Raw genomic sequence first — 21096 nt, 5'->3', positions numbered from 1 at the left:
CTGCCCGCCCCATCCCCGAATCGGTTTGCCGTCAGACCGCCACCTGCGTCTCTTGCTCCTGCGGAACTGATGTCAGCGGACGCTCGGCCAAGAGGTAGTCGTCGCTCTCAGGGTCTCCGAGCTCGTCGCTCTCCTGCATCGTCCGGGACGCGTCGTCGAAGCGGTTGAGGTCGCCGTAGCTCGGCTTCGCCACCTTCTCGTAGGCCGCCTGCCCCCAGGAGAGGTCGTGGCCGGCCACGTTGGCGAAGAGCTCGGCCTTGGTCCCGAACGAACCGTCCTCGCGCTTGAAGTCGCGCACCTGCAGTCGCCCGTGGACAACGACCGGCTCCCCCTTGCGGATCGACTTGAGGAGATTGGCGCCCAGATGGCCGAACGCGAAGACGGTGAACCATGACGTGTCCCCGTCCTCATAGGCGCCGGGCTGGCCGCTGACCTGCCGGCGTGGAGTGGAGGCAACACGGAAGGTCGTGAACGGCGAGCCGGTCCTGTTGGAGACCCGCATCTCGGGGTCCGCTGCGACTCGCCCCTGCACGGTGGCGTTGATGTCCTGCATGACTGATCCTCTTCTGATCGGGCGCCGCTCGTGCGGTGCGTTGCGACCAGCGTCAGGAACGAGGGGACAGGCCGGCAACCGTCACCCGATCATCTGTGGACAATCGCCGACGTGCCGCTCCCCTGTGGACAGCGGCACGTGCTCAGCCCGTGTCAGACCTTCGCGGCCGCGTCGAGGTGCTGACGCGTCTCGCGGTGCCGCTCGAGGATCGCTGCCACCGGCGCGAGGATGCGCTCGTCGGCCACGACAGAGATGGAGTCACGCAGTCGACCGTTGATGACCGCACCACGACGACGGGCTCCGATGCCTGCGAGGAAGCGAGAGACGAGTGCGAGAAGCAGACCCGCCACGACCCCGCCGAAGAGCAGCACGAACGGCCACGGCAGCGGCCCCCACATCGGCGTCTCGATGCTAGGGAACTGGAGCCAGCCCAGCACCCAGAGAACAACGAACCAGAGCATCCCGGACAGCACAGCAAGGGCCAGCAGGATCTGGACGATGCCGACGACGCGCCACCAGACGGGGGTGCGCGAGCGCAGCGACGTGTGGATCACCGCCTGGTCGAGGGCGTCCGACATCGCATGCCCGGAAGGGGTCGCGGCCTCGTCAACGGCATCACCCCATGGCGTCGGCAGCGTCGACCCGGCCCTGTCCGCGAGGCGGCGCGTCGCAAGGTCCACGGCCGCGCGAGCGGCCGGGGTGGGTGGCGGCAGGGACGAGCGGCCGAGCACGGAGCGGACATCGGCCTGAGTCACGCTGATGTCGCCGCGACCGGCGTCGAGGCGCAGGCGTCGCAGCGGCTTGGGCCTGAGCTTCTGCACCCACCGCGTCATCGGCCAGCCGGTGTGACTGACGGCCTGCATGGAGTAGTCACGCTCGACGGCCCGCACGACAATCGGAACTCCGGCCGCACGCGCGAGGGCGTCGACGAGTTCGCCCTCACCCTTGGCCTTGATGGCGGGCTCGGAGTCGGCCACGGCCGGCCGCAGGGCGGCAGCGGACTGACGCACATCGGCGGCAAGACGAGCCCGGGCGGCGTTGGAGCCGGAGACTGCGTTGCTCAGGCGCTGACCGAGGACGTCGAGGCCGCGACCGGTGCTGGCAGAGGTCGGGATGACGGTGGCTTTCTGGATCCCGTCACGGGCCATGAGGCGAGTGAGGTCGGCGACGCACTGCTCGATCTCGGAGTCACTGAGCCGATCGACCTGGTTGAGGACGACGATCGTCACCGCATCATGGGTCGCGAGCGCTGAGACGTAGTCGTCGTGGAGCCGTGCATCGGCATACTTCTGCGGGTCGGTCACCCAGACGAAGACGTCGACGAGCTCGAGCACGCGCTCGGCCTCGACCCGGTTCGAGGTCTCGCGGGAATCAAAGTCGGGCAGGTCCAGCAGCACGAGGCCGTCGAGTGACCCGACCGTGCTTGCACCACCCCTGCCACCCTTGCCCTTGTCGCTCTCGTGGCCCTTGTCACCATGGAGCTTGTCGCCCGTGACGTGGTGTCGGGTGGCGACACCGAGCCAGTCGAGGAGCGGGCCGGCAGGTTCGTCGCCCCACACACCTGCAGTGGGGGTCGAGGTCGTCGGGCGGCGCGCGCCCACCGTGGCAACGTCGGTGCCAACAAGCTGGTTAAACAGTGATGACTTGCCGCTGCCGGTGGCACCGGCGAGCGCAACGACGGTGTGACCGCCGACGAGCGAGGTCCGCTCCCCCACCTTGGTCACGATGGACGTGGCCTTGGCGACCGACTTGGCGGGAAGCTCGGAGCCGCCCGTGTCGACCGCCGCCTTGAGCGACGTCGAGGCAGCGGTGAGCGACTCTGCAGACACACCCTTGATCGTGGCGCTCCCCATGCGCAGTGGACTCATGCGGAGACCTCGCGCACGCGCTTCGCAGCGGCTTTGAGGGCAGCGGACTGTTGAGCGGTGGCACCCACAGAGGCGACGGCGGCGGCATACCTCTCACGTTCGCCGTCGTAGAGCTCGGTGACGTGCGTCAGCAGGCTGGCGCGCGCCTTGGCCGCCATCTCGCGCACGGCCTGGTCGCCGAAGATCGCCTCGAGGACTCGTTGGGCCAGCACGGAGGTGCCACCGGCGATGCCGAACTCGGCTCCCGTGAGGCCACCCGTCGCTGCGAACGAGACGAGCATGAGGAACAGACCAACGCCATTGACGCCGTATGCCGCGATGCGGGCGTTGGTGCGTCGGTTGCTGCCTTCGCTGCGGACGATGTCGAAGACCTCGCCCTGCCACTGGCGCACCATGGCCTCGACGCGCGGGTTGAAGTCGCTCGACGGCTTGGACAGGTCAGCGTGATCTGCGAGCAACGCCTCCCCCCCGGGCAGTCGGCGCCATTCGCGCGCCGTGTCAGCCGACGCTGCGGAGGCGTGGGAGACAAGGAGGTTGGCCACGCCCGACTGGAGCGCTTCGCCGAGGTCTTCGGTGGGAGCGGGCTGACCCTTGATGGCTGCAGTGACCTTGTCGCGCCACTTGGACAGGGTGGACTCGATCTGGCGGAAGAACTCACCGGTTCCGACGAACTCCTGCCACCGGGCCAGGACCTCGCCACGCAACAGGGTGCCGTCGGTCATGCCGTCCTTGACGCCCTGGGTCGCGTGCTCATAGTTGCCGGCCGCTGCAGCCGTCAACGCCTCTGCGGCGGAAGCCTGCTCGTCGGAGGAGCTCGCCAGTGAAGTGGTGCGCCCGTCGAGTGAGCCCATCGCTCCCTTGAGGGTCTGGCTCACGACCACGGAGCGGGCCCGAGCGTCTCCGGCGAGCGCATCGAGCCAGGACTTGAGGCGACCCATGGCCTCGGCGGGCAGGAAACCCTCGGGCGTGAGCGTCGACTCGGGCACGGTGAAGATCGGTGCTGTCGGAAGTCCCTGCTCGCGCAGCATCGCCGCGAGGTGAGGGCGGATCTCTTCGACGGCCTCGGGTGCGATGCGGTCGAGAACAATGGCAACGGCCGTGCCGCGCTCGGCCGCAGTACGCAGCAGGTCCCACGGGACGGCGTCGGCATATCGGGCCGCCGTCGTGACGAACAACCACAGGTCCGCGGCCGACAGGAGCTGACCGGCAAGCTCGCGGTTGGCCGCGACGACCGAGTCGATGTCAGGTGCGTCGAGCAGGGCCATGCCGGCCGGGAGCGAAGCAGAGTCGACGAGTCGCACGGTGCCGGGGGCAGACTCCTCGCCGGGCCCACCCGTCACACGGGCGAGGCTGGGGAGGATGCGCTGGTCGGCGAACCACTTGCGGTCCTCGGGGTGGTGCACGAGCACCGGGCTGGTCGTCGTGGGGCGGAGCACGCCGGAGCGGCTCACCTGGGCGCGCACGATGGAGTTCACCAGGGTGGACTTGCCAGCGCCGGTGGACCCGCCGACGACGGCGAGAAGCGGTGCATCGATGGAGCGCAGTCGGGGCAGGACGTAGTCGTCGAGTTGCTGGAGGAGTTCGCGTCGCACGGCGATGCCCTCTGCCTGTCCGGGGGTGCTCAGCGGGAGCACGGAGGACTCGACGGCGTCGCGCAGTCCGGTCACGGCCTCGACAAGGACACTCGCCTCGGTCGCTTCGGTTGTGGTCACACGCTCAGCCTAACGACATGGCGAGATGCCGCGCGCCGACGTGCCGACGCCCCCACCTGCGTTGTTGTCCAATCTGCGGCCCGGCGAGGTGCCCACGTCGCATTCACTAGACTGCTGTGCCACTGGCCCCCGTGGCGCAATGGATAGCGCAGCGGCCTTCTAATCCGCAGGCTGCAGGTTCGAGTCCTGCCGGGGGCACCAAACGAAGTGAGAGCGCCGACGGGGGCACCGCCTTCGGCACGGTGGGTCGATGGACATGCAGGGCGCTCACTTCAGGCTGCAGCCCGATCGTGGCCGCGCGTGGCCGTGGCGGGCACTGCATGTCCGTAGGACCAATGCAGGGCGGACAGGACAGACCTCGACCAGAACTGGGTGACATGATCGGCCTATGTCCGTCGTGATCCGCGCCACACAGGTGATCGACGACCCGCGACTGCTCGACCTCCTCGACGCTGGAGAGCGCGAGCGCGCCGACCGCCGCGCCGATCCCCACCCGTTCATCACGGCGCATGCCCTCCTCCGGCGCCTCGTCGCCGATGAGACGGGCGTGGATCCTCGCGCCATCGACTTCCAGAGGCGGTGCGCCACGTGCGGCACTGACCGCCATGGCAAACCCCACGTCGTGGGGATGCGGGACGTCCACGTGTCCGTGTCCTACGGCGACCGCATGGCCGTCGCTGCGGTGACCAACCTCGGTGAGGTCGGTGTCGATGTCGAGGACCTCGAGTCTGCCGACTTCGACGGCTTCGGCTCACTGACCCTCGACGCCACCGAGTGCGCCCAGCTCGCCGGTCTGCAGGGCGTTGCCCTCCTCGGCGCCCGCGCCCAGCTGTGGTCTCGCAAGGAGGCCATCCTCAAGGCCACCGGGCACGGCCTTGTGGTCGACCCGAGCCAGGTGCTGGTCTCCGCCCACGACGCTCCGGCCGAGCTGCTCGAGTGGAAGGCGGAGCAGCACCTCCCCGGGCCGATGCGGGTGAGCGACCTCGACGTCCAGCACTCCGACCACCGAGCGGCCGTCGCCGTCCTCACGACACAGCCCCTCACGCTCCGGCTTCAGCGCGGCTGAGTGCCCAAGGCCGTGCGTCGCAGGGCCAGCTCCGCAAGCAGCGCGGCCAAGTCGGGGATCACTGAGTCGTCGTATGCCGCACGCGGAGAGTGGTTGTCGTCGACCGTCGTGTGGTCGTCGCTGACGCAGGCTCCGACGTTGAGATAGGCACCGGGCACTTCCTCGAGGACGAATGACATGTCCTCGGCCCCTGCCTCAGGCGTGATCATGTCGGCCCAGCGCTCTTGCCCGAAGAGGTCAACGACCGTGGCCTGAGCGAAGCCGAACTCATTGGGGTCGTTGACCGTGACGGGATAGCCGCCGCCAATGTCGACGGTCACTGACAACCGATGGGCCGCAGCAACATGTTCGGCGACGTTGCGGATCTCCGCATGCGCCTTCTCGCGGTGCTCGGGCGAGAACGTCCGCAGGGTCGCCTCGATCTCGGCGGTGTCGGGGATGACGTTGTTGACGGTGCCCGAGCTGATCCGACCGACGGTGACGACGATCGGATCGAAGGCGTCGAAGCGTCGCGTCACCATCGTCTGCAGGGCCAGGACGATCTCGCACGCAACGGGCACTGGGTCGAGGGCATATTGCGGCTGTGAACCGTGACCACCCTTGCCCTGCACCGTGATCAGCACCTCGTCGGCGGCGGCCATCTGGGGTCCGGGCCGACCGAACCACACACCACGCGGATGCTCCGCGGCATACACATGAATGGCGTATGCCGCGTCGACGCGACGTCCGGCAACGCCCAGAAGGCCTTCGCGCAACATCGGTTCGGCCCCTCCGGGGCCCTCCTCGCCAGGCTGGAACATGAAGACGACGTCACCGGCGAGCTCATCACGAAGGTCGTGGAGGATCCGGGCGGCACCGACGAGCCCGGCGACGTGCAGGTCGTGGCCGCACGCGTGCATCAGCCCTTCGCGCTCGGAGGCGAAGTCGAGGCCGGTGGTCTCGGTGACGGGCAGCCCGTCCATGTCCCCGCGCAGCAGGACGACGGGGCGCTCCCCCGCATCGCCGGACCCACCCCGCCCCCGCAGGACCGCCACGACGCTGCTGAGGCTCTGCCCCAGAGTGATCTCGAGATCGAGTCCGTCCAGAGCTTCGAGCACCGCTCGCTGCGTGCGCGGGAGGTCGTTGCCCAGCTCAGGGTTGCGGTGCAGGTCGTGACGAAGGGCGATCAGGTCGGGCCCGAAGGACTGTGCCAGCTCGACGGCAGAGGAACGAGCCACCATCAGACGACCTGCCCGGCGAACTCGCGCCGACGAGAGGCAAGGATCGTGAGCAGCTCGCGCTCATCATTGAGAGCGCGGTCGTCTGCAGCAGAGTGATACATCCGTCGCCGCAGCAGCGCCAACTCGCTCGCCGCATCCTGGAAGTCCTCCATGGACCGCAGGGCAGCGCGACCACCGTTGGCGCGGGCCCACTGTCGGGCCTCACGGCGCCGCGGCATGGAGGCGAGCATCGCGACCTCGCCAGGCGACAACCATCCGGCGTCCGCGTAGGCGTGCAGGAACTGTCCGATGAGTCGGCCTTCACGACGGCGCGCCCAGATGACGAAGCCGAGGAAGGCGAGGAACAGCGGGACCTGGACGAGGAGGTAGACGGCGATGAGACCGTTGCCCCCGCTCACGGCCGCGAGGTTCCAGACCGCGTGGGCAATGACCGCGATGCTCAGGCCGGTGAGGGGGGCGACCCAGCGCACCCACCCCTTGCGTGAGGTCGCTGCGACGCCGATGCCGATGCCCGTGCAGATCGTGAACATCGGGTGCGCGAACGGTGACAGGAGGCCGCGGCCGACGAAGGTGGCCGTCAAGCCCTCCTGCCCATGCTCGACCCAGGCCAATGCGAGGTACTGGATGTTCTCGGTGAAGGCGAAACCCGCAGCGGTGACGCCGGCATACACCATGCCGTCGGTGATCCCATCGAACTCTCGACGGGCAAAGCGCCAGACCAAAAGGATGAGCAGGCCCTTGGCGGCCTCCTCGACGATGGGAGCGACAAACACGGCGGTGAGGGCGAGGGACTCGTCGGCAGGGATGGATCCCCACAGGACGAGCTGGCCCGCGGTGTTGAGCGTCATCGCGATGAGGACGGCGATGAGGGCGCCCCACAGGAAGGCCATGACGAGGTAGCGCGTGGGCTCTGCCTCGAAGCGATCGAGCCACAGGAACGTCGGGACGACGATGCCGAGCGGGATGATCGCCACGACAAGGCCCAGGAGCGTGGCGCTCACCCCGGCAGCGGCACCGATGGCGACCGCGACGGCCAGGGCGGCGAGGCCGAAACCCAGGATCGCGATCCCGAGCAGAACCCACCGTCGGATCAGTGAACGACCGCGATGCGCGCCGGCCCGGGCGCCTCCCGGCTGCGGCGGCTCGGTTGATTGGACGGCGACAGCCTGCTCCCCACTCATGAACGCGACCCTAGTGCAGCGCCATACAGTGGAGGCCATGTCCACTGCGCCCGACCGAGCACTCACCGACCGCATCGTCTGGATCGACTGCGAGATGACTGGGCTATCACTCGAGAACGATGCCCTGGTCGAGGTGGCCGCGCTCGTCACCGACTTCGAACTCAACATTCTTGGCGACGGAGTCGACGTCGTCATCAAGCCGACCGACGAGGCCCTCGAGCAGATGGGCGACTTCGTGCGCGAGATGCACACGTCGTCGGGGCTCATCAATGAGTTCGCCGGCGGGGTGACGATCAACGAAGCCCAGAAGCTCGTCCTCGACTACGTCCGCGAGTGGGTGCCCGAGCCCCGCAAGGCGCCCCTGGGCGGCAACACCGTGGCGACCGACCGGGGTTTCCTGGCGCGCGACATGGCCGAGCTCGAGGAGCACCTGCACTACCGGATCATCGACGTCTCCTCGATCAAGGAGCTCTCCCGCCGCTGGTTCCCGCGCGCCTACTTCTCAGCACCCGAGAAGAACGGCGGACACCGGGCACTCGCCGACATCCGCGAGTCGATCGCCGAGCTCCGCTACTACCGCGCCGCGGTCTTCGTGGACCCTCCCGGTCGGGCAACCGACGAGCTGAAGGCGATCGCTGCCGAGCACGTCGTGGACCACTCCGCACCGGTGTCGGGCACCCCCTCAGGGCTGGTCAAAAGCACGCCCGGTGAGCAGGTAAGATAACTCGCGCTGCCACGGCTCCACTGATGTGTATGCCGTGCAGTCCTTGGTGGGTATAGCTCAGCTGGTAGAGCGCCGCCTTGTGGTGGCGGATGTCGCGGGTTCAAGTCCCGTTACTCACCCCGCTCGAAAGCCCCTGCACCGCAGGGGCTTTCGTCATGTTCAGGCTCGGTGTGCAAGATGGGTGTCATGCGTACGACGACTCGTGGACTCATCCTGCTGCTCCTCTCCGGCTTCCTGGCGTTGACCGCAGGGGTGCTCCCGGCGAACGCGCACTCACGCCTGCTCTCGATCACGCCCGCCGACGGCGCGTCGCTGCCCGCCTCCCCCGCCGAGATCGTCCTGACCTTCAACGAGACGATCAACCCGCAGTTCGTCACCGTCCGGGTAACCGACGGCGAGGGTGGTGACGTCGTCGGCGAGAACGCAACGGCGCAGGGGGCGAAGGTGACGCTGGCCGTCGGCGAACCCATTGCCGCAGGCACCTACAGCGTCGTTTATCGCGTCGTCAGCGCGGACTCCCACCCGATCTCTGGATCGACGTCGTTCACGATCAAGGGCAACCCCGAGGCCCCGCCTGCGTCGACGGGGACGGCGTCGGGAAGCGCCACACCGAGTCCGTCTGAGACTGCGTCACCGAGCACCTCAGCATCGACGCCCTCACCGTCCACCAACGCCGCCGCTGACGTGGACGAGGCTGCACCGGGCGATTCCGGGGACACCCCCGTGTGGGTCTGGCTCCTCGTCATGCTCGGCCTCGTCGGGGCCATCGGCGGAACGTTCTATGCCGTGAGGCGGGACGAGTCCCACAGCTGAGCACCGGTGTCACGAGGCCTTCACAGCCTCGATTTCGCGACCGGGCCAGTCCGCTGCTAATGTCTTCCCTCGCGCGCCATTAGCTCAATTGGCAGAGCAGCTGACTCTTAATCAGCGGGTTCGGGGTTCAAGTCCCTGATGGCGCACCATGCAAGAGCCCCGCGCGGTCACCGTGCGGGGCTCTTGCCATCTCGGCGTGTCGGGGCTGGGGCGAGAGGCGGGCACGGCGCGCGGCAAACGAGTCCCGGGAGGGCGAGCAGCAGCACACCTGAGCACGCGTCCACCCGCCGCTGCAGTCCTTTGCCGCCCGCCGTGCCCGGTCACCCATGGGCCACGCCACGAAGGCCCCCGACAGTGTCTCTGTCGGGGGCCTTCGTGCTGAGCTCGGATCAGCGGCGGCGGCGGCGCAGCAGTTTGATCGCGACGATGACGGCGACGACGGCCACTGCCGCCGCAACGCGCTCGACGCGCAGGTCGCCCTCGGGTGTCGTGGTGGCGTCGGCGAAGCGGGCCTTGGCCTGGTCGACCTGTCGCTTGGCGATCGCTGACGGCGTCGCCTTGGCGGTGAGCTCATTGAGAGTGCGGGCGAGGCGCGTGCGGCGCGCTGCAATGTCGGCCTCGAGGGCGGAGATGTTGCTCATCGAATCAGTCCTCACTGAGTCCGAGGTCGCGCCGGAGCTTGGCGACGTGACCTGTGGCTTTGACGTTGTAGAAGGCGTGCTTGACCTTGCCTGCCTCATCGATCACGAGGGTGGAGCGGATCACGCCTTGGACGATCTTGCCGTAGAGGCTCTTCTCACCGAACGCCCCCCATGCCGTCATGACCGCCTTGTCGGGGTCCGAGAGCAAAGTGAGCGAGAGATGCTCCTTGTCGCGGAACTTCGCGAGCTTCTCGGGCTTGTCCGGCGAGATGCCGAGCACCGTGTAGCCGTCGGTCTTGAGCAGCTCGAGGGAATCGCTGAAGTCGCAGGCCTGCTTGGTGCATCCAGGCGTCATGGCCGCCGGATAGAAGTAGACGATGACCTTGTCGCCACGCAGGTCCGAGAGCGTGACGCTCTCACCGGTGTCGGTGGTCAGGGTGAAGTCCGGTGCAACGTCGCCCGGACTGAGTCGCTCAGTCACGCAGATCTCCTCGATGGTCGGCTTGCGCCAAACTATCAGCGAGCCCCCCACAACCAGTGCGCGAGGCGGGACTCGAACCCGCACACCCGAAGGCACTTGGACCTAAACCAAGCACGTCTGCCAGTTCCGTCACTCGCGCGCGACAGACAGCGTATGCCGTCCGCTCACCTGCCGCGCAAAGCTCCAGCTTCTCCCCCGGTCCCACCTACGGCCGACTTATTGCCCAATCCGTCGGAGGGAGCGCAGCGAGCGACGACGGATCGGGCAAAAAGTCGTGCCTCGGTCACGTGAGGCGCTCGCGCAGGACCGGGATCATGGCGCGGAAGGCGCGGCCCCGGTGCGAGATCTCGTTCTTCTCGAGGTCGGTGTATTGCGCCAGCGACTTGGTGTCGCCGTCAGGGACGAAGATCGGGTCGTAGCCGAAACCGTTCTCCCCCACCGGGTCTCGACGGATCGTGCCGGTGACGCGGCCCTCGACCGACTCGATCGAGCCGTCAGGCATCGCCAGGACGGCGGCGCAGACGAAGGCCCCGCTGCGGTGCTCGTCGGGCACGTCACCGATCTGCTCGAGCAGCAGAGAGAGGTTGGCGCGGTCACGGTCAGCGCGCGGGGCCTCAGGACCCGAGTGCGAGCCCGACCAGCGCGCCGAGAAGACGCCGGGCGAGCCACCGAGCACGTCGACGGCCAGCCCGGAGTCGTCAGCGACGCTAGGCAGACCCGTGGCCTTGGCGACGGCCACGGCCTTGAGTCGCGCGTTGCCCTCAAAAGTCACCTCGCTCTCGACGACATCTGGCGCGTCCGGGAAGTCCGAGGCACCGACGATCTCGAGGCCGAGCTCGTCGACGAGATCAGCGAGGATCTGCCGGAGCTCATGGACCTTGTGCTCGTTCTGGGTCGCGAGAACGAGTTTGGTCATCGCGAGCGCTCCCGCGGGGCCTCATCGAGGGCCTGCTTCTGCATGACCGTGAGATCGGCGATGCCAGCCGCAGCAAGGTCGAGCAGCTCGTTGAGCCGGTCACGGTCGAAGGCGGCGTCAGCACCCTCGGCGGTTCCCTGCACCTCGACGAAGCGACCCGATCCGGTCATGACCACGTTCATGTCGGTGTCGGCAGTGGAGTCCTCGGGGTAGTCGAGGTCGAGGACCGGCAGCCCGCCGACGACTCCGACACTGACGGCAGCGATGGAGTCGACCAGCGGTGCCGCGTTCTTGGCGATGAGGCCCTTGGCGCGGGCGTCCTCGATCGCGTCAACGAGCGCGACGTAGGCGCCGGTGATCGATGCGGTCCGCGTGCCACCGTCGGCCTGGAGGACGTCACAGTCGACAACGATCGTGTTCTCGCCCAGGGCCTTGGTGTCGATGACCGCTCGCAGGGCGCGGCCGATGAGGCGGGAGATCTCGTGCGTGCGGCCGCCGACCTTGCCCTTGCGGGACTCGCGGTCGGAGCGGGTGTTGGTGGAGCGCGGGAGCATCTCGTACTCGGACGTGACCCACCCGGTGCCCTTGCCCTTGAGCCAACGCGGCACACCCTCGGTGAAGGAGGCGGCGCAGAGCACGCGGGTGCGGCCGAACTCGATGAGCACGCTGCCCTCGGCGTGGTCGAGCCAGTTGCGGGTGATTCGCACCTCGCGAAGGTCCTCGGGGGCGCGTCCGTCATGTCTGGTCTGCAGTGAAGTCACACGAGCAGGCTAGACGTCACCGACGACTCGCAGCACACCGACTCAACCGCCGAGTCAGGGTCTGCCCAGGCGGTAGACGGCGTCGGGCTCGGCCACCTCGACCGTCGGCCAGAACGGTTCGGCCTGCGCACGGCATACATCTGCGTCGTTCCAGGCCGGCATATGCGTCAGCACCAACCGCTTCACTCCCCCGGCATCTGCGGCGGCCTGGGCCGCCCTGCTCGCGCTCAGATGAATGCCGCGGATCTCGTCGCGACCGTCGACGAACGCCGAGTCCGCGAGCACGAGGTCGGCGTCCCGCATCAGCGGCGCGAGGTTGTCGCAGGTGTCGGTGTCGCCGGTGTAGCCCAGGACTGCGCCGTCGGCCTCGACCCGGAAGCCGAACGCCTCGACGGGGTGGTTCACGGCATACGGAGTGATCGTGACCGGCCCGACCGTGACGGCGACCTGGTCCTGCAGCTGGCCAAAGGCGAAGACCTTGTCCATGCCGCCCTCCTCGAGCCCGTGATACATGAGGGCGAGGCGTGACGCGGTTCCCTCCGGCCCCCACACGGGGAGGTGCGCGTCAGTGGGACCCGCCGGCGCGTAGTGGTGCGCCACATAGAGACCGCACAGGTCCGCGCAGTGGTCGGGGTGGAGGTGGGTCAGAAAGATCGCGTCGAGATCGTGGAGGTCGATGTGTCGTTGCAGTGGCCCCAACGCCCCGGAGCCGAGGTCGAACAGGACCTTCCACGTGCGATCGCCGTCGTCCACGGACACGAGATAACTCGAGGCGGCCGAGGTGGGACCGGCGAAGGACCCACTGCACCCGATGACGGTGACTCTCATGCGGACACCGCCGGGACGCCGATGGACGACGTGAAGATGTGGCCGAAGTTCGGTCCCAGGCCGAGGAACCGCAGCGCCAGTCGGCGGAACTCCTCGGGGTCACCCGTGGTCGTGAAGCCGTGCTCTGGCGCAGGCCGGTCGTCAGGTCGCAGGAGGTCTGCGTCGGCGAGCACGCGATAGAGCTCCTTGGCCGTCTCCTCCGCCGAGGACACGAGGGTGACGTCCGGCCCCATGACATAGGAGATGACGCCGGCGAGCAGCGGATAGTGCGTGCAGCCGAGGATGAGCGTGTCAACGTCCTGCTCCTGGAGGGGCGCGAGGTAGTCGCGAGCCACCGCCCGCAGCTCCTCACCACCGGTCACCCCCGACTCGACGAAGTCGACGAAGCGCGGCGCCGCGCTGCTCGTCACGGTGAGGTGCGGAGCGGCAGCGAAGGCGTCGGGGTAGGCACAGGACTGGTGCGTACCCAGCGTCGAGATGACGCCGATGCGACCCGTGCGCGTGGCCCCCACTGCTCGGCGGACCGCTGGCCGAATGACCTCGACGACCGGGACGTCGTAGCGCTCCCGGGCATCGTGCAACACCGCGGCACTGGCGGTGTTGCAGGCGATGACGAGCGCCTTCACGCCATGGGCGACCAGACGGTCGAGGCACTCCAGCGCAAAGGCGCGGGTCTCCGCGATGGGACGCGGACCATAGGGCGTGCGGGCCGTGTCACCCAGATAGGCCACCGACTCGTGCGGGAGTTGGTCGAGGACGGCCCTGGCCACCGTCAGACCGCCATAGCCGGAGTCGAAGATTCCGATGGGAGAGTCAGGCACCGACCAAGGTTAAGCGCTGGGATGGGCCCCGGGGAGCATCGCCGTGGCAAGGGTCTCCTGCAACCACGTGAGGAAGTCATAGACCGACATGGCGTGCGCCCGAGGGTCGTCGTCATCCATGTCCGCGAGCTCCTCCTCGAGGCGGTCGACGTCCGCATCCTCGCGCAGGCCGAGCCGCTCACCCAGGACGAGGCGCACATCGGTGAGGGCCACCACCATGTCGATCGCGGCGCGCTCGTCGAGCTCGACCCCGGATCCGGGTGCGCGCAGCGACTTGATGGCCGACTCGAGGTGACGCGCCTTGCGCTGGCGCAGGCCGTGCTCGGTGAGCCGCCGGAACTCGGCCGATATCTGGTCGTCGGCGCGGTTGCCCGCCGGAAGCAGGCGTTCGAGCGCAGGGTCGCGGTTGCCGAAGGACCGTGCGTCCGGGGGGACAGGGCGGTCGTCCGGCACCTGGTCCTCCGCCGAGATCGACACCCCCATGCCCAGCCCGCCCAGGCCCGAGACGATGGCCGCGAAGTCGTCATCATGCGCGCCCATTGAAGCGCCAGCCTCGCCTGCGTCGAATTGCTCCGGCGCGACGAGTGCATGGACCTGCTCCATGAGCCCCGCGACGACGGCTCGCTCGACGGTGTCGAGCTTCGCGGCATACCGGATGTTGTTGCCCTTGCCCTTGCGGGAGAACGCGCGCGCCATCAGTCGTCCCTTTGCCTGGTTCTCTGGCCCTTGCTCGGGCGGCCATACGAGCGCGCCACTAGTCGTCCTTTTGGAATGTGGCCCACAGCCCATAACCCTGGAGGGCCTCGGTGTCGACCTCCATCTTCTCGCGCGGCCCGTTCGAGACGACGGCACGACCCTGGGTGTGCACGTCCATCATCAACTTCTCGGCCTTGGCCCTGTCGTAGCCGAAATAGCTCTGGAGGACATAGGTCACGTAGGACATGAGGTTGACCGGGTCGTTCCAGACCAGCGTGATCCACGGGAGGTCGGGCGCGACATCGGTCGAGGAGGAGGTGATCTCCTCCTGCACGGGCGCGATGGACACGGCTCCCACAATAGGGTGCTTCGAGTGAGCCTCCCCTCCCCCGCTCCTGCGTCGTCCACCGCCTTGCTGACCGACCACTACGAGTTGACGATGGTCCAGGCGGCGCTGCGCTCGGGTGCGGCCTCACGCCGCTGCGTCTTCGAGACGTTCGCCCGCCGCCTGCCCGACGGCCGTCGCTACGGGGTCGTCGCCGGCACCGGCCGGTTGCTCGATGCGATCGAACGGTTCCGCTTCGGCGACACGCAGATCGCGGCCCTGCGGGCCGGCAAGGTCGTGGACGACGAGACTCTCGACTTCCTGGCTGACTACCGCTTCGAAGGCGACATCTGGGGGTATGCCGAGGGCGAGGCCTACTTCCCCGGCTCACCGGTGCTCGTGGTCGAATCCGACTTCGCTCACGGAGTCGTCCTCGAGACCCTTGTGCTGTCAATCCTCAACCACGACAGCGCAATTGCGAGCGCGGCGTCGCGCATGACCGGCGCGGCCGGCACCCGACCGTGCATCGAGATGGGGTCTCGACGCACCCACGAGGAAGCCGCCGTGGCAGCTGCGCGGGCGGCATACGTCGCCGGGTTTGCGACGACCTCGAACCTCGAAGCGGGACGCCGCTGGGGGGTGCCCACCGCCGGAACTGCGGCGCACTCCTTCACCCTGGTCCACGACGACGAGCGCGAGGCGTTCGCCGCGCAGGTCGAGGTCCTCGGCGTCGGGACAACGCTGCTCGTCGACACCTATGACGTCGAGCGTGCTGTCGAGATCGCCATCGAAGTCGCTGGTCCCGAGCTCGGTGCGGTGCGCCTCGACAGCGGTGACCTCCTCGTCCAGGCGCGCGAGGTGCGCGAACAGCTGGACTCCCTGGGCGCCACGAAGACCCGGATCGTCGTGACTTCCGACCTCGACGAGTTCGCCATCGCCGGTCTGGCCGCTGGACCGGTCGACGCCTACGGCGTGGGCACGCAGCTCGTCACGGGGTCCGGGGCACCGACGGCCGGCATGGTCTACAAGCTCGTGGCCCGCTCGGACGAGACCGGTGAGATGGTCGGCGTCGCCAAGGCGAGCAAGGACAAGACATCCGTGGGCGGGCGCAAGTACGCGCTGCGCCGACGCAACGCCAGCGGCATCGCCGAGGCCGAGATCATCGGGATCGGCGAGCCGCCGGTCGATGATGGGGATGACCGGGCGCTGCTCGTGGAGTACGTCCGTGGCGGTGAGGTCGTCGGCAGCGAGCACGTCGAGTTGCCGACAGCGCGGGACCGGCACGAGTCGTCGGTCGCCGAGCTCCCACGGGCGGCCCATCAGCTGAGCCGCGGCGAGCCGGCGATCCCCACGACCTACCTCTGAGCCCGTTTCGCCTGCGCCAACGGGCTGGGTTCTCACAGCGACCTGAGCCTCGCTGTGCGGTCGGTGTTACGGATGATTTACCTGGCCCGACGGGTTCGGAAACACTCCTTGGGCAGTGTCTGGCCCTATGGAGACCACCACACCCGCGGCCCCGGCCGTCGCCACACCTGAGACCCGTCCCGGTCGTTGGATCGAGCACTGGGACCCCGAGGACGCCAGCTTCTGGCAGTCCACCGGCCGCAGCGTCGCGCGCCGCAACCTGGCCTTCTCCGTCTTCGCCGAGTTCCTGGGCTTCTGCGTCTGGGCCCTCTGGTCCGTCGTCGTGCCCCTGCTCCCCGCAGCGGGCTTCGACATCACCCTCAACCAGCAGTTCTGGCTCATCGCCGTCCCCAGCCTCGTCGGCGCGACGATCCGCATCCCCTACACGTTCGCAGTGCCGGCCTTCGGCGGGCGCAACTGGACGATCATCTCCTCGCTGCTCCTGCTCCTGCCTGCATCCGCCCTCGCGTTCATCATGACCCGACCCGAGACGTCGTTCGGGGTCCTCCTCCTGTGTGCTGCCCTCGCCGGCTTCGGTGGCGGCAACTTCGCCTCGTCGATGACCAACATCTCGTTCTTCTTCCCCGAGGCCGAGAAGGGCAAGGCGCTGGGCCTCAATGCTGCTGGTGGCAACCTCGGCACCGGCATCGTCCAGATGGTCGTCCCTGCGGTCATCGCGATCGGCGCCGGCGTGCACCTCGAGCGGGCCGGGCTGATCTTCATTCCGCTGGCCCTGCTCTCCGCCTTCGCCGCCTGGCGCTGGATGGACAACCTCACCGGGATCAAGGCCGACTACAAGTCCTTCGCCCTCGCGACCAAGAACCCGCACACCTGGGTCATCTCGTTCCTCTACATCGGCACCTTCGGTTCCTTCATCGGGTATGCCGGTGCGTTCCCCACGCTGCTCAAGACGCAGTTCCCGACGGCTCCCCTCGGGCTGGCCTTCATCGGGGCACTCATCGGGGCCCTGACCCGGCCGCTCGGAGGCATGGTTGCGGACCGCTTCGGCGGTGCGCGGGTGACCATCGCGTCCTTCGTGATCCTCACGGGCGGCGCCCTGGCCGCGATTGAAGGGCTGCAGTCGAAGAGCTTCCCGCTCTTCTTCGGCGCGTTCCTCGTCCTCTTCACCGGCGCGGGCATCGGCAACGGCGCCACCTACCGGATGATCCCGGCCGTCTTCCGTGCCGGGGTGTCAGCCTCGGCCCTGCCCGCTGCACGCAAGGCAGCCGCCGGCTGCATCGGCATCGCCGGAGCCGTGGGCGCCTACGGCGGCTTCTTCATCCCCCGCGGGTTCGCGATGGCCCGCGACACCTACGGCTCGCTCGTCCCGGCGCTCTATGTCTTCGTCGCGGCCTACGTGCTCATGGCCCTGACCACGTATGCCGTGTATCAGCGTCGCGGTTCCGCGCTCGCCTCGGAGACGATCTGACGCCTCCATGACCACTTCCATTGGAACGCACTGCCCCTATTGCGCCCTCCAGTGCGCCCAGACGCTCACGCCGGACACCACCGGCGTGAGCGTCACCGGGCGCGACTTCCCCACCAACCGGGGAGGCCTGTGCCAGAAGGGCTGGACGAGCGCCTCGGTGCTGCGCACGCCGGACCGGCTCACCACTCCCCTGGTGCGTGGCGCCTCTGGAGAGCTGGAGCCCTCGACGTGGGAGGCGGCCCTCGATCTGGTTGCGTTGCGACTCAGGGAGATTCGGGCTGAGCACGGGGCCGACGCAGTCGCAGTGTTCGGTGGTGGCGGGCTCACCAACGAGAAGGCCTACCAGCTCGGCAAGTTCGCCCGCATCGCGCTGGGCACGGCCAACATCGACTACAACGGACGCTTCTGCATGAGCAGCGCGGCAGCCGCTGCCAACCGCTCGCTCGGCATCGACCGCGGTCTGCCCTTCCCACTCACGGACCTTGGCGGTGCGCAGGCCGTCCTGCTCCTCGGCAGCAACCTGGCCGAGACGATGCCGCCCGCCGTCGCGCACCTGGCCGGCGCTCGGGCCGCCGGTGGTCTCGTCGTCGTCGACCCGCGGGTCAGCGCGACGGCGACACTTGCCGAGAACGGCCAAGGACTCCACCTCCAGCCGGTGCCCGGGACCGACCTCGTCGTCCTCCTTGGACTGCTCCACGTGACGTTCGCCGAGGGACTGGCCGACACCGCATACATCGCCTCTCGCACGTCGGGAGTCGACGACGTCCGCCGGCTCGCGGCAGCCTGGTGGCCCGAGCGTGTCGAGCAGGTCGCTGGTGTCCCCGCGGCGCGTCTGCGCGAGACCGCTCGCCTGCTCGCGGCGGCGAGCCCGTCGCGGGGCGGCTCCGGCGCCTATGTCCTCACCGGACGTGGCGTGGAGCAGTCCTCCCAGGGAACGGCGACGGTCAGCGCCGCGATCAACCTCGCGCTGGCGCTGGGCCTGCCGGGTCGGATCGGCTCGGGCTACGGCGCGATCACCGGCCAGGGCAACGGCCAGGGCGGTCGCGAGCACGGGCAGAAGTCCGACCAGCTGCCCGGCTACCGGATGATCGACGACCCGGCCGCACGCGCGCACGTCGCCGAGGTGTGGGGCGTCGACCCCGCGAGCATCCCCGGCAAGGGCAAGCCCGCCGTCGAGCTGCTCGACTCACTCGGACGCGCGGACGGACCGCGAGCACTCCTCGTCCACGGCGCGAACCTGCGCGTATCCGCGCCCAACGCCACCCACGTCGGTGACCGGCTCGACGCCCTCGACCTGCTCGTCGTCTGCGACGTCGTCCCCTCCGAGACGGCGCAGCGCGCCGACGTGGTCCTCCCCGTCCTCCAGTGGGCTGAGGAGGAGGGAACGATGACCTCTCTCGAGGGGCGAATCCTGCGTCGCCGCAGGGCCATCGATGCACCCGACGGTGCCCGCTCCGAGCTCTGGCTGTGGCGTCAGCTGGCCGCCCGACTCGACGCACCCGGCACCTGGGACATCGACGCATCGATGGTCTTCGACGAGCTGGCCCGAGCCAGTGCGGGCGGTCGTGCCGACTACAGCGGCCTCAGCCACAAGCGGCTCGACGCCGAGCCCGACCTCTTTTGGCCCTGCCCGGCCACGGACGATGCCCCTCACCCCGGCACGCCGCGGCTCTTCCTCGACGAATTCCCGACGGCGGACGGTCGCGCCCGCTTCATCGCCGTCGACGACCACGGTCCTGCCGAGGACGTCCGTGCAGACGCGCCCATCCACCTCGTGACCGGTCGAGTCCTGCAGCACTACCAGTCCGGCGCACAGACCCGACGGGTCGACGCCCTCGTGAGTGCGTCCCCGGCAGCCTTTGTCGAGATCCACCCGATCCTCGCCGACCGTCACGGCATTGCCCATGATGACCTCGTCAACCTGACGAGCACCCGTGGTGTCGTCACCGCCCCGGCCCGCATCACCGATTCCATTCGCCCCGACACGGTTTTCATGCCGTTTCACTGGGCCGGCGCCGAGAGCGTCAACCGCGTCACGAACGACGCCACCGATCCCATCTCGGGCATGCCCGAGTTCAAGGTCTGCGCGGTCACCGTGGCCCGCGCCGACATCGCCGCCACACCGGAGCCAGCTGCGCTCCGCACCGCCACGGAGGTCCCGGCATGAGGCTCGTCGTCATCGGCAATGGCATGGTCGGATCACGGTTTGTCGAGGACCTGCTCCTGCGCGACACCGCCGGCAAGTACGACGTCACCGTCGTCGGCGCCGAGGGATGTGAGCCCTACAACCGCGTCCTCCTCAGTGAGGTCGTCGCTGGCCGCTACGACCTCACGTCATTGACGCTGCCGACGCCGGACCACCCTCGACTCACGGTGCTTCGTGGCACCGCGGCTGCCGACATCGACCGCAACGACCGCGTCGTCACCACGACCGACGGCAGCCGCCACCGCTACGACCAACTCGTGCTTGCCACGGGAGCCGCTGCACGAATCCCCCCGCTCGCCGGTCTCGACAACGGGACCGGCACCCTCCCCCTCGGGGTTCACGCCCTGCGCAGCATCGACGACGCCCGCGAGATCATCGCGGCGACCCTCAACTCGCGCCGAGCCGTCGTCCTGGGCGCAGGGGTCCTCGGGATCGAGGCCGCCAGTGGCCTCGCGCAGCGCGGCTGCGCGGTGACGATCGTCCACCCGGCCGACGCCCTCATGGAGCGCCAGCTCGACGGCTCCGCGAGCCGTATCCTCGCGGGCGCCATGCCCGGCCTCGGCATCCACCCACGCGTTGGTGTGGGAGCGGAAGCCGCCGTGGTCGCCAACGGGCGACTCACCGGCATACGCCTCACCGACGGCGACGTCGTCGAGTCCGACCTCTTGGTCGTCGCCACCGGAACGATCGCCAACACGACGATCGCTGCCGACGCCGGACTCTCCTGCGAGCGCGGCATCCTCGTCGACGACTCGGCGTCCACCGGGGACCCGCGCATCTTTGCCATCGGTGACTGCGCCCAGCCGCCGAGTGGCGCAATGGGCCTCGTCGCCCAAGGGTGGGACCAGGCCCGCGCCCTCGCCGACCAGCTCACCGGAACCACAGTCCGCGCACGTGGTGCGGACACCACGAGCAGCGACATCGTGCGAGTCAAGGCTCACGGTCTCGACGTCGTCACGATGGGTGTCTGCGGCGGCTCCCGCGCCGACGACCCTGCGCAACGGACCCTCAGCCTGTCCGACCCGGACGCTGGTCGGCACGTCGAGGTCGTGGTCTCGGGTGACCGACTCGTCGGCGCCACGTGCATCGGCGCCGGTCAGGTCGCGGCCGATCTCGTCGCGGCCTACACCCGCCGCACACCCGTCCCCAGCGACCCCGCCCGCCTGCTTCTGACCGCTCTTTCCCCCGCACCACTGGCGGCGACCGCGCCTGACGCGCTGCCCGACGACGCTGCCGTGTGCCGGTGCAACAGCGTCACCAAGGCCGATATCACCGAAGCTCACGCGTGCGGTGCGCGGTCGGTCGACGAGGTTGCCAAGGTGACCCGCGCGACGACCGGTTGCGGCGGCTGCAAGGAGGAGGTCTGCGGACTGCTCGGTTGGCTGAACGAGCGGGCCGCCGCCGCTGCCTTGGGGTGAGGCCCCGATGGGAGACCCTTGTGTCGCGCACCC

Annotated in this window: 20 protein-coding genes and 4 tRNA genes; 10 read left to right on the top strand and 14 right to left on the bottom strand. The window is 68.8% G+C overall.

The genetic code is table 11. The features are described 5' to 3' along the window. Positions 1–31: 31 nt before the first annotated feature. From V6K52_RS07325 to V6K52_RS07315, 3 genes are all read right to left on the bottom strand, one after another. The gene (locus V6K52_RS07325; protein ID WP_353953219.1) at positions 32–553 is read right to left on the bottom strand and encodes a single-stranded DNA-binding protein; all 522 of its coding nucleotides are present in this window, start codon (positions 551–553) and stop codon (positions 32–34) included. Positions 554–705: 152 nt separating this feature from the next. Further along, positions 706–2421 carry a GTPase gene (locus tag V6K52_RS07320; RefSeq protein ID WP_353953218.1) on the bottom strand — a complete coding sequence of 572 codons (1716 nt, stop codon included), beginning with the start codon at positions 2419–2421 and terminating at the stop codon, positions 706–708. Beyond that, positions 2418–4133: a GTPase domain-containing protein gene (locus tag V6K52_RS07315; protein ID WP_353953217.1), complete on the bottom strand. Its 1716-nt coding sequence runs from the start codon at positions 4131–4133 to the stop codon at positions 2418–2420. Before V6K52_RS07315 ends, V6K52_RS07320 begins: the two co-directional genes overlap by 4 nt. Positions 4134–4258: 125 nt before the next feature. Here V6K52_RS07315 and V6K52_RS07310 point away from each other — a divergent pair. Together V6K52_RS07310 and V6K52_RS07305 are read left to right on the top strand one after the other, a co-directional pair. After that, positions 4259–4334 (top strand) — tRNA-Arg (locus tag V6K52_RS07310). Between the two features lie 187 nt (positions 4335–4521). Continuing rightward, on the top strand, positions 4522–5199 hold the full coding sequence (locus V6K52_RS07305) for a 4'-phosphopantetheinyl transferase superfamily protein (protein ID WP_353953216.1): 678 nt from the start codon (positions 4522–4524) through the stop codon (positions 5197–5199). On the opposite strand, the gene V6K52_RS07300 is transcribed toward V6K52_RS07305, so the two are convergent. Both V6K52_RS07300 and V6K52_RS07295 read right to left on the bottom strand, forming a co-directional pair. Beyond that, positions 5187–6419 carry a M20 family metallopeptidase gene (locus V6K52_RS07300; protein ID WP_353953215.1) on the bottom strand — a complete coding sequence of 411 codons (1233 nt, stop codon included), beginning with the start codon at positions 6417–6419 and terminating at the stop codon, positions 5187–5189. The genes V6K52_RS07305 and V6K52_RS07300 overlap by 13 nt on opposite strands. Further along, positions 6419–7600, bottom strand: coding sequence for a PrsW family intramembrane metalloprotease (locus tag V6K52_RS07295; RefSeq protein WP_353953214.1), 1182 nt, complete (start codon positions 7598–7600; stop codon positions 6419–6421). Before V6K52_RS07295 ends, V6K52_RS07300 begins: the two co-directional genes overlap by 1 nt. 37 nt (positions 7601–7637) lie before the next feature. Here V6K52_RS07295 and orn point away from each other — a divergent pair, with 37 nt between their 5' ends. From orn to V6K52_RS07275, 4 genes are all read left to right on the top strand, one after another. Next, positions 7638–8324, top strand: a complete 687-nt coding sequence (gene orn / locus V6K52_RS07290) for an oligoribonuclease (protein WP_353953213.1) — start codon at positions 7638–7640, stop codon at positions 8322–8324. A gap of 46 nt (positions 8325–8370) precedes the next feature. Beyond that, positions 8371–8443, top strand: a tRNA-His gene (locus V6K52_RS07285). A 67-nt stretch (positions 8444–8510) separates the two neighbouring features. Next, positions 8511–9137, top strand: coding sequence for a copper resistance CopC family protein (locus tag V6K52_RS07280; RefSeq protein ID WP_353953212.1), 627 nt, complete (start codon positions 8511–8513; stop codon positions 9135–9137). 73 nt (positions 9138–9210) lie between these two features. Continuing rightward, a tRNA-Lys gene (locus V6K52_RS07275) sits at positions 9211–9286 on the top strand. A 240-nt stretch (positions 9287–9526) separates the two neighbouring features. On the opposite strand, the gene V6K52_RS07270 is transcribed toward V6K52_RS07275, so the two are convergent. The 9 genes from V6K52_RS07270 to clpS form a co-directional block, all read right to left on the bottom strand. Next, positions 9527–9778 (bottom strand): DUF3618 domain-containing protein, encoded by a 252-nt coding sequence (locus V6K52_RS07270; protein ID WP_353953211.1) that lies wholly within the window; start codon positions 9776–9778, stop codon positions 9527–9529. 4 nt (positions 9779–9782) lie between these two features. Continuing rightward, on the bottom strand, positions 9783–10259 hold the full coding sequence (gene bcp, locus V6K52_RS07265; RefSeq protein WP_353953210.1) for a thioredoxin-dependent thiol peroxidase: 477 nt from the start codon (positions 10257–10259) through the stop codon (positions 9783–9785). Positions 10260–10316: 57 nt separating this feature from the next. Then, a tRNA-Leu gene (locus V6K52_RS07260) sits at positions 10317–10398 on the bottom strand. Positions 10399–10542: 144 nt separating this feature from the next. Next, entirely contained in the window at positions 10543–11175 is a 633-nt protein-coding gene (rdgB, locus tag V6K52_RS07255; protein ID WP_353953209.1) for an RdgB/HAM1 family non-canonical purine NTP pyrophosphatase, read from the bottom strand. After that, positions 11172–11936, bottom strand: a complete 765-nt coding sequence (gene rph / locus V6K52_RS07250) for a ribonuclease PH (protein WP_353953208.1) — start codon at positions 11934–11936, stop codon at positions 11172–11174. Before rph ends, rdgB begins: the two co-directional genes overlap by 4 nt. Before the next feature lie 54 nt (positions 11937–11990). Then, entirely contained in the window at positions 11991–12764 is a 774-nt protein-coding gene (locus V6K52_RS07245; protein WP_353953207.1) for an MBL fold metallo-hydrolase, read from the bottom strand. Next, positions 12761–13585, bottom strand: a complete 825-nt coding sequence (murI, locus tag V6K52_RS07240) for a glutamate racemase (protein WP_353953206.1) — start codon at positions 13583–13585, stop codon at positions 12761–12763. The genes V6K52_RS07245 and murI overlap by 4 nt, the downstream gene beginning before the upstream one ends. 9 nt (positions 13586–13594) lie before the next feature. Next, the gene (locus tag V6K52_RS07235) at positions 13595–14281 is read right to left on the bottom strand and encodes a DUF2017 domain-containing protein (protein ID WP_353953205.1); all 687 of its coding nucleotides are present in this window, start codon (positions 14279–14281) and stop codon (positions 13595–13597) included. Between the two features lie 58 nt (positions 14282–14339). Then, on the bottom strand, positions 14340–14624 hold the full coding sequence (gene clpS, locus V6K52_RS07230) for an ATP-dependent Clp protease adapter ClpS (protein WP_353953734.1): 285 nt from the start codon (positions 14622–14624) through the stop codon (positions 14340–14342). Between the two features lie 30 nt (positions 14625–14654). Here clpS and V6K52_RS07225 point away from each other — a divergent pair, with 30 nt between their 5' ends. The 4 genes from V6K52_RS07225 (at position 14655) to V6K52_RS07210 (ending at position 21063) form a co-directional block, all read left to right on the top strand. Further along, positions 14655–15971, top strand: coding sequence for a nicotinate phosphoribosyltransferase (locus V6K52_RS07225; RefSeq protein WP_353953204.1), 1317 nt, complete (start codon positions 14655–14657; stop codon positions 15969–15971). Between the two features lie 127 nt (positions 15972–16098). Then, complete coding sequence (locus tag V6K52_RS07220; protein WP_353953203.1) at positions 16099–17439, top strand: MFS transporter; 1341 nt, start codon at positions 16099–16101, stop codon at positions 17437–17439. Between the two features lie 7 nt (positions 17440–17446). After that, positions 17447–19606 (top strand): molybdopterin oxidoreductase family protein, encoded by a 2160-nt coding sequence (locus tag V6K52_RS07215; protein WP_353953202.1) that lies wholly within the window; start codon positions 17447–17449, stop codon positions 19604–19606. Next, positions 19603–21063 (top strand): FAD-dependent oxidoreductase, encoded by a 1461-nt coding sequence (locus V6K52_RS07210; protein WP_353953201.1) that lies wholly within the window; start codon positions 19603–19605, stop codon positions 21061–21063. The genes V6K52_RS07215 and V6K52_RS07210 overlap by 4 nt, the downstream gene beginning before the upstream one ends. Positions 21064–21096 lie beyond the last annotated feature (33 nt).

Source organism: Knoellia sp. S7-12 (genome assembly GCF_040518285.1).
Lineage (GTDB): Bacteria > Actinomycetota > Actinomycetes > Actinomycetales > Dermatophilaceae > Knoellia.
Note: the sequence above shows the minus strand (reverse complement) of the source record. Positions and strands in the feature narration are given on the sequence as shown.